Consider the following 7,556-nt stretch of genomic DNA (forward strand, 5'->3'; position numbering starts at 1 on the left):
CCACTACACCGAGCGCGAGATGATGCTGATTAAAGTGCGCGCTGTGGGCAAGGAGCGCGACGAGATGAAGCGCATGACCGACATCTTCCGCGGCCGCATCATCGACGTGACCGAGAAGACCTACACCATCGAGCTGACCGGCGACGCCGCCAAGCTCGACGCCTTCATCGAGGCGGTGGACCGCGCCGCCATTCTCGAGACCGTGCGCACCGGCTCGAGCGGCATCGGCCGCGGCGAGCGCATCCTGCGCGTCTGACCCCGGCAACCCAACTTTTTGCTTTTCGACAGGAGAACTCCATGAAGGTCTATTACGACAAAGACGCCGATCTGAGCCTCATCAAGGGCAAGAGCGTCACCATCATCGGCTACGGCTCGCAGGGCCACGCGCACGCGCTCAACCTCAGCGAGAGCGGCGTCAAGGTCACCGTCGGTCTGCGCAAGGGCGGCGCTTCGTGGAGCAAGGCCGAAAAGGCGGGCCTGAAGGTCGCCGAGGTGAGTGAGGCGGTCAAGGGCGCCGACGTCGTCATGATGCTGCTGCCCGACGAGCAAATCGGGGCCGTGTACACCGCGGAGGTGGCGCCCAACATCAAGCAGGGCGGCTCACTTGCCTTCGCGCACGGCTTCAACGTCCATTACGGCCAGGTCATGCCGCGCGCCGACCTCGACGTGTGGATGGTCGCGCCCAAGGCGCCCGGCCACACGGTGCGCTCCACCTACAGCCAGGGTGGCGGCGTTCCGCACCTGATCGCGATCCACGCCGACAAGACCGGCCGGGCGCGCGACTTGGCGCTGAGCTATGCCACGGCCAATGGCGGCGGCAAGGCCGGCATCATCGAGACGAGCTTTCGCGAGGAGACCGAGACCGACCTGTTTGGCGAGCAGGCGGTGCTGTGCGGCGGCGCGGTCGAGCTGATCAAGGCCGGCTTCGAGACGCTGACCGAGGCGGGCTATGCGCCCGAGATGGCCTACTTCGAGTGCCTGCACGAACTCAAGCTCATCGTGGACCTGATCTACGAAGGCGGCATCGCCAACATGAACTACTCGATCTCGAACAACGCGGAGTACGGCGAGTACGTGACCGGGCCGAAGATCGTGACCGACGAGACCAAGGCCGCGATGCGCCAGGCGCTCAAGGACATCCAAACCGGCGAGTACGCCAAGAGCTTCATCATCGAGAACCGCGCCGGCGCGCCGACCCTGCTGTCGCGCCGCCGCCTGACCGCGGAGCACCCGATCGAAGTCGTGGGCGAGCAGTTGCGCGCGATGATGCCGTGGATCAAGAAGAACCGGCTGGTCGATCAGAGCAAGAACTGAGCGGCATCGGCCGTTCGACAAAGGCCGCGGTGCCGCAGGGCGCGCGGCCTTTTTTTGCGTTCCCGCTGCATCAAAACCCTGCGTTATCCTTGTTCCTATGAACTATCCCCATCCACTCCTCGCAAAGGAAGGCTGGCCCTTCATCGCGGTCGCGTTCTTCTTCGCGGTGTTCGCCTCTTTTTTTCTGGGAGGCCTACTGGCCTTTCTATGCTGGTTGATGCTGGCTTTCGTGGTCCAGTTCTTCCGTGATCCGCCGCGCGTGGTGCCCACAGAGAAGAACGTGGTGCTCTCGCCTGCGGATGGCCGCATCGTCAAGATCGAGGCCGTGCGGGATCCCTATGCCGACCGCGATGCGATTCTCATCAGCGTGTTCATGAACGTGTTCAACGTCCACAGCAATCGCTCGGGCGTCGATGGGACTGTGCGGCAGGTGCAGTATTTTCCGGGCAAGTTCGTCAATGCGGACCTCGACAAGGCCTCGACCGAGAACGAACGCAACGCGGTGGTGATTGACGTCGGCGGCCACACCGTCACGCTGGTCCAGGTGGCCGGGCTGATCGCCCGCCGCATCCTTTGCTACGTGCAGCCCGGTGACACGGTGGCGCGCGGACAGCGCTACGGCTTCATTCGCTTCGGTTCGCGGGTCGATGTCTACCTGCCGGCCGATGCGACGCCGCACGTCGCGCCCGGCGACAAGGTCTCGGCCACCTCGACCATCCTGGCTTCCTTGCCGGGCGCGTGAGGCCGCGCATGCAAGCCGGCCCGTCCGACGACGCGCAGATCGATCCCGACGACCTGGACGACGCGCCGCGCCGTCCGCGCCGCAAGGGCATCTACATCCTGCCCAACCTGTTCACGCTTGCGGGGTTGTTCGGCGGCTTCTACGCCATCGTCATGGCAATGAACGACCGCTACGAGCAGGCCGCGATCGGCGTGTTCTGCGCCATGGTGCTCGACAGCCTGGATGGCCGTGTCGCCCGCATGACCAACACGCAGAGCGCTTTCGGCGAGCAGATGGATTCGCTGGCCGACATGGTCAGTTTCGGCGCCGCGCCGGCCTTGATCATGTACGAGTGGGCCCTGCGCGGCCTGGGCAAGTTGGGCTGGGTCGCAGCCTTCGTCTATTGCGCCGGTGCCGCCTTGCGGCTGGCGCGCTTCAACACCAACATCGGCGTGGTGGACAAGCGGTTCTTCCAAGGCCTGCCCAGCCCGGCCGCGGCTGCGATGGTCGTCGGCTTCATTTGGCTGATGGACGACTCCGGCTTCCGCGACGCCGGGCAGATCGAGTGGCTCTCCTGGGTTGCCTTCGCCTTTACCCTGTATGCCGGGTTGACCATGGTGACCAACGTGCCGTTCTACAGTTTCAAGGACGTCAGCTTCAAGCGCTCGGTACCCTTCATCGTGATCGTTGCCATCGCCCTGGCCATCGCCATCATCAATCTGCATCCGCCACTGGTGCTGTTTGCGCTGTTCGTCGTGTACGGTCTTTCGGGCTACGCCGTCTACGGCTGGCGCAAGACGAAGGGTCGCCCGGTGAGCGTTATCGCCACCTCTATGGACGAGCCCGACGAGGAAGGCCTGCATCGCTGAACGCTGGCGCGCTCAGGCGGGCCGATCAAGGGCAGTGCTATATTCGAGGCACATGTTTGCCGTCACCGCCCTGCTGCTGCTTCTAGGAGTGCCCCGCGCGCGCTGACTGCACACGTCTGTTCGTCCCTGCACCACGGCCCGCGCGCATTTCGCAAGCGGGCCGTTTTGTTTGGGTGCCTCAATCTCGCGTTCATCCGATGGAGTGATCCCATGGCCGACAAGCTCATCATCTTCGACACCACCTTGCGCGACGGCGAGCAATCGCCCGGCGCCTCGATGACCCGGGACGAGAAGCTGCGCATCGCGCGCCAGTTGGAGCGACTGCGGGTCGATGTCATCGAGGCAGGCTTTGCTGCGTCGAGCAACGGCGACTTCGAGGCCGTCAAGGCCATTGCCGACGCCATCAAGGAATCGACGGTCTGTTCGCTGGCTCGCGCCAACGACCGCGACATCTCTCGTGCCGCGGAGGCATTGAAAGGTGCGGCACGCTCGCGCATCCACACTTTCATCGCAACCAGCGAGTTGCACATGGAGAAGAAGCTGCGCATGACGCGTGAGCAGGTGCTGGAGCAGGCGAAGCTTTCCATCCGCTTTGCACGCAACCTGTGCGAGGACATCGAGTTCTCGCCCGAGGACGGCTACCGGTCCGATCCAGACTTCCTGTGCCGTGTGCTCGAGGCAGTCATCAAGGAAGGTGCGACCACGCTCAACATTCCTGACACCGTCGGCTACGCCATCCCTGAGCTCTACGGCAACTTCATCAGAGATCTGCGCCAGCGGGTGCCGAACTCCGACAAGGTGATCTGGTCGGTGCACTGCCACAACGACCTCGGGATGGCGGTCGCCAATTCGCTGGCGGGCGTGAAGATCGGCGGCGCGCGGCAGGTCGAATGCACCATCAACGGCCTGGGCGAGCGCGCCGGCAACTGCTCGCTCGAGGAGGTGGTGATGGCGGTGCGCACGCGGCGCGACCACTTCGGGCTCGAGGTGGGCATCGACACCACGCAGATCGTGCCGGCGTCGCGCCTGGTCTCGCAGACCACCGGCTTCATCGTGCAGCCGAACAAGGCCGTGGTCGGGGCCAACGCGTTTGCACACGCGTCCGGCATTCACCAGGACGGCGTCCTCAAGGCACGCGATACCTACGAGATCATGCGCGCCGAGGATGTGGGCTGGAGCGCCAACAAGATCGTGCTCGGCAAGCTCAGCGGCCGCAACGCCTTCAAGCAGCGCCTGCAGGATCTGGGCATCTCGCTCGACAGCGAAACCGACGTGAACGCCGCTTTTGCGCGCTTCAAGGATCTGGCCGACCGCAAGAGCGACATCTTCGACGAAGACATCATCGCGCTGGTCGGCGACGAGAGCGTCACGCACGAGCGCGAACATTTCCGCTTGCTCTCGCTGGCCCAGCGCTCCGAAACCGGCGAGCGGCCGCATGCTCAGGTTGCCTTTGCGATGGGCGAGGCAGAACACCGAGCCGAGAGCGACGGCAACGGGCCGGTCGACGCGAGTCTGAAAGCGATCGAGTCCAAGGTGCGAAGCGGGGCCGAAATGCTGCTCTATTCGGTCAATGCCATCACCAGTGGCTCGACAGAATCGCAAGGCGAGGTAACGGTGCGTTTGCAGCACGGTGGACGGGTGGTAAACGGCGTGGGTGCCGATCCGGACATCGTGGTGGCTTCAGTCAAGGCCTATCTCGCTGCATTGAACAAGCTGCACAGCAAGACGGAGCGCGTCGCGGCCCAGGGGTGACAACTACTTCACTCTTCAGGTCCGCATGAGAAAGAGCGCGTAAGTTTTTGATCTTGCGTGCTTTTTTTCTTTCACCTAGACTGCCTCACGGGGCGTGGACGGGGAGCGGACGGTGTTGAAAATTCTGACTGGGCGGAGTTGGCGATGCGTGCTGGGCGGCTTTGTCGCAGTGATCGCGATGACGCTGGGCATGGGCGCCAACGCCGCCGGCGAGCGACGCGAAGCTGGCAGCAAGACGTCGAGTGCGAAGTCCAAACCTACGGCCAAACCGAAGGTCACCGCGGCGACCAATCGCAAGGCGCGCCATGCGCGCACCGTGCGGCGCAAGGCAGTTGCCGCTGTGGTCCGGCCTTCCTTCGGGGAGCTTTCAGGCTTGCGCCTGACCGATGATCCGCTCGAACTTCATTCCAGCGTTGCGCTGGTCATGGATCAGGACACGCTGGAAATTCTGGTCGACAAGAACGCCCAGGTGGTGCTGCCGATCGCCTCGCTCACGAAGTTGATGACCTCGATCGTCGTCATCGAGGCCGGGCAGGCGCTCGACGAAGTGTTGACCGTCACGCAGGCCGACGTCGATACCGAGAAAAGGAGCGGCTCGAGGCTGGCAGTGGGCACGCAACTCTCCCGCGGAGAGATGCTGCACCTTGCGCTGATGTCCTCCGAAAACCGCGCAGCGCATGCGCTCGGGCGCCACTACCCGGGTGGGCTCGACGCGTTCGTCGAGGCGATGAACGCCAGGGCCCAACTGCTGGGCATGTCGGGCAGCCGTTTCGTCGAGCCGACCGGCCTGTCGAGCCGCAACCAATCGAGCGCGAATGATCTGGCACTGCTCGTCAACGCGGCCTATCAGCATCCGCTCATTCGCGAACTGTCCATTTCGCAAGAGCACGCGGTGGCGATCGGACGGCGCACGCTGCAGTACCGCAACACCAACCGATTGGTTCGCAACCCCGACTGGGAAATCGGCCTGCAGAAAACCGGCTATATCTCCGAGGCCGGGCGCTGCCTGGTGATGCAGGCCGAGTTGGCGGGCCGCAAGCTGATCATGGTGTTCCTCGATTCCGCCGGGACTTACTCACGCCTCGGCGACGCCGAGCGCGTGCGCCGCTGGCTCGAAACCTTGCCGGATGTCATCGCGCCGACGCAGTTCGCGGATGCGCCCAAACTCCCTTCCTGAGTGCTCGATAGCGGGGCGCCGCGGTGCGGCGGACGCGACAAAAACCCGGCACGCCGGGTTTTTTCACATCGGCCGCAGCCCTCAGCCGCGGTGGCCGAGGGCGGTCGAGATATGGGTCGCAGTGGCCTGAAGCCGGTCCATCCAGCTCTCTTCGAGTCGATCGGCCGGCGCCGAAATCGAAAGGCCGGCGATCAGCTTGCCCTGGTCGTCGAAGATGCCCGCCGCCATGCAGCGCACCCCGAGTTCGAGTTCCTCGTTGTCTCGCGCACTGCCGTATTGCAGCACCTTGGCCAGTTCTCGCTCGAGCACCGGCAGATCGGTGATGCTGTTGCGCGTGTGCCCGGCCAAGCCGGTGCGTGCTGCGTAAGCACGAACACGGGGCGCATCGTCGTGGGCGAGAAAGAGCTTGCCTACCGACGTAAGGTGCAGCGGCGCGCGGCCGCCGACCGCTCGCACCACTTGCATGCCCGAACGTTCGCTGTAGGTTCGCTCGATGTAGACGATTTCGTCGCCTTGGCGCATCGAAAGGTTGACCGGCTGGTGGGTCAACTTGTGCAGCTCGCGCATCGGCGCCAGTGCGGCGTCGCGCACGTCGAGCCGCGCTTTGACCAGGTTGCCGAGTTCGAGCAGGCGCATGCCGAGCCGGTAGCTGCCGGCTTCCGGCCGGTCGACGTAACGGCCGATGGCGAGGTCGTTGAGGATTCGGTGGGCGGTCGAGGGGTGAAGTCCCGTCTGCTCGCTGATCAGCTTGAGCGACACCGGATCGGGGTGCGCGGCCAGCACATTGAGCAGCGAGAACATGCGCCCCATCACCTGAATGGTGGGCGTCTGGTTCTCATTGCGTTTCATGCCCGGGATTGTCGCTCAGCGGTTTAAAGTTTTGTATGGTGAAAATCCTTGGTCCGTGGCGCCGAAACCTCCATGAAGCGCGAACGAAGCACGGCGGCCCAGGCCGGCAGCGTTGCAGTTGGGGCTGGTCCACACCGGCATTGCCAGCCACATGAAAAACGCTTGGCGAATGGTAGGAACGGTCGGCCTTTGCCTGAGCATGGGGCTCCAAACCTGGCTCGCGCACGGCACAGAGGTCGACGCGGTCAGGGCGCCTTCGGCGCCGGGCGTGGCTCCGTGGTCCGTCGCCAAGACAAGTGCTCTGCCTGGCTTGGTGGCGCCACGCGATCGCGGAAGACTCCGGGCAAGGGAGCTGGGTCTGGTGATCAACATCGCCGATTCGTACTCCGTGCAGGTGGGCGAGTTTTATGCGCAGGCTCGTAGGCTCGCGCCGGCGCAGGTGCTGCGCGTGGTGTTGCCGGTTCGGCGCGCTCTCGATGCGGCGGAGTTCGAATCGGTCGTTGCGCAGATCGATGCACATTTCGGCGAAGACATCCAGGCGCTGGCCTGGCCTGGAATCAGCCTTACGCGGTCGGCTGCCAGTCGATCACCGGCGCGCTGGCGCTCGGTCTGGACGCCGGCCTGTGCGAGCGCAGCTGTGCGCCGACAGAAGCTTCGCCTTACTTCAACTCGGCTTCCCTTCGGCCCTGGGGCGAACTGCGCATGCGTCCGTCGATGCTGCTGGCCGCGGCCGACGTGCGCGGCGCGCGGGCACTGATCGAGCGCGGCATCGCGGCCGATGGCAGCCTCGGCTGGCGCGGGGCGCCGCCGGTGCAGGCACGTTTCGTGGTCACCGGCGATGCGTTGCGCTCGGTGCGCTCGCGCCTGTATCCGC

At 64.7% G+C, this 7,556-nt stretch carries 7 protein-coding genes; 6 read left to right on the forward strand and 1 reads right to left on the reverse strand.

What is annotated here, in order from left to right:
* The 6 genes from ilvN to pbpG all read left to right on the forward strand — a co-directional run.
* On the forward strand, positions 1-256 hold a 256-nt coding region (gene ilvN / locus H0W38_RS11890), incomplete at its 5' end, for an acetolactate synthase small subunit (protein ID WP_292454210.1).
* Between the two features lie 41 nt (positions 257-297).
* A complete protein-coding gene (gene ilvC / locus H0W38_RS11895) occupies positions 298-1,314 on the forward strand; it encodes a ketol-acid reductoisomerase (RefSeq protein WP_292454212.1) in 1,017 nt (338 codons plus the stop codon).
* Between the two features lie 97 nt (positions 1,315-1,411).
* On the forward strand, positions 1,412-2,056 hold the full coding sequence (locus H0W38_RS11900) for a phosphatidylserine decarboxylase (RefSeq protein ID WP_292454214.1): 645 nt from the start codon (positions 1,412-1,414) through the stop codon (positions 2,054-2,056).
* A gap of 8 nt (positions 2,057-2,064) precedes the next feature.
* Positions 2,065-2,904, forward strand: a complete 840-nt coding sequence (gene pssA, locus H0W38_RS11905; RefSeq protein ID WP_292454216.1) for a CDP-diacylglycerol--serine O-phosphatidyltransferase — start codon at positions 2,065-2,067, stop codon at positions 2,902-2,904.
* Positions 2,905-3,114: 210 nt separating this feature from the next.
* Positions 3,115-4,656: a 2-isopropylmalate synthase gene (locus H0W38_RS11910; RefSeq protein ID WP_292454220.1), complete on the forward strand. Its 1,542-nt coding sequence runs from the start codon at positions 3,115-3,117 to the stop codon at positions 4,654-4,656.
* A gap of 178 nt (positions 4,657-4,834) precedes the next feature.
* Complete coding sequence (gene pbpG, locus H0W38_RS11915; RefSeq protein WP_292454226.1) at positions 4,835-5,833, forward strand: D-alanyl-D-alanine endopeptidase; 999 nt, start codon at positions 4,835-4,837, stop codon at positions 5,831-5,833.
* An 81-nt stretch (positions 5,834-5,914) separates the two neighbouring features.
* On the opposite strand, the gene H0W38_RS11920 is transcribed toward pbpG, so the two are convergent.
* On the reverse strand, positions 5,915-6,682 hold the full coding sequence (locus tag H0W38_RS11920; protein WP_292454223.1) for an IclR family transcriptional regulator: 768 nt from the start codon (positions 6,680-6,682) through the stop codon (positions 5,915-5,917).
* Positions 6,683-7,556 lie beyond the last annotated feature (874 nt).

The sequence above is a fragment of the Methylibium sp. genome, from assembly GCF_013817365.1.
Classification (GTDB): domain Bacteria; phylum Pseudomonadota; class Gammaproteobacteria; order Burkholderiales; family Burkholderiaceae_C; genus Methylibium.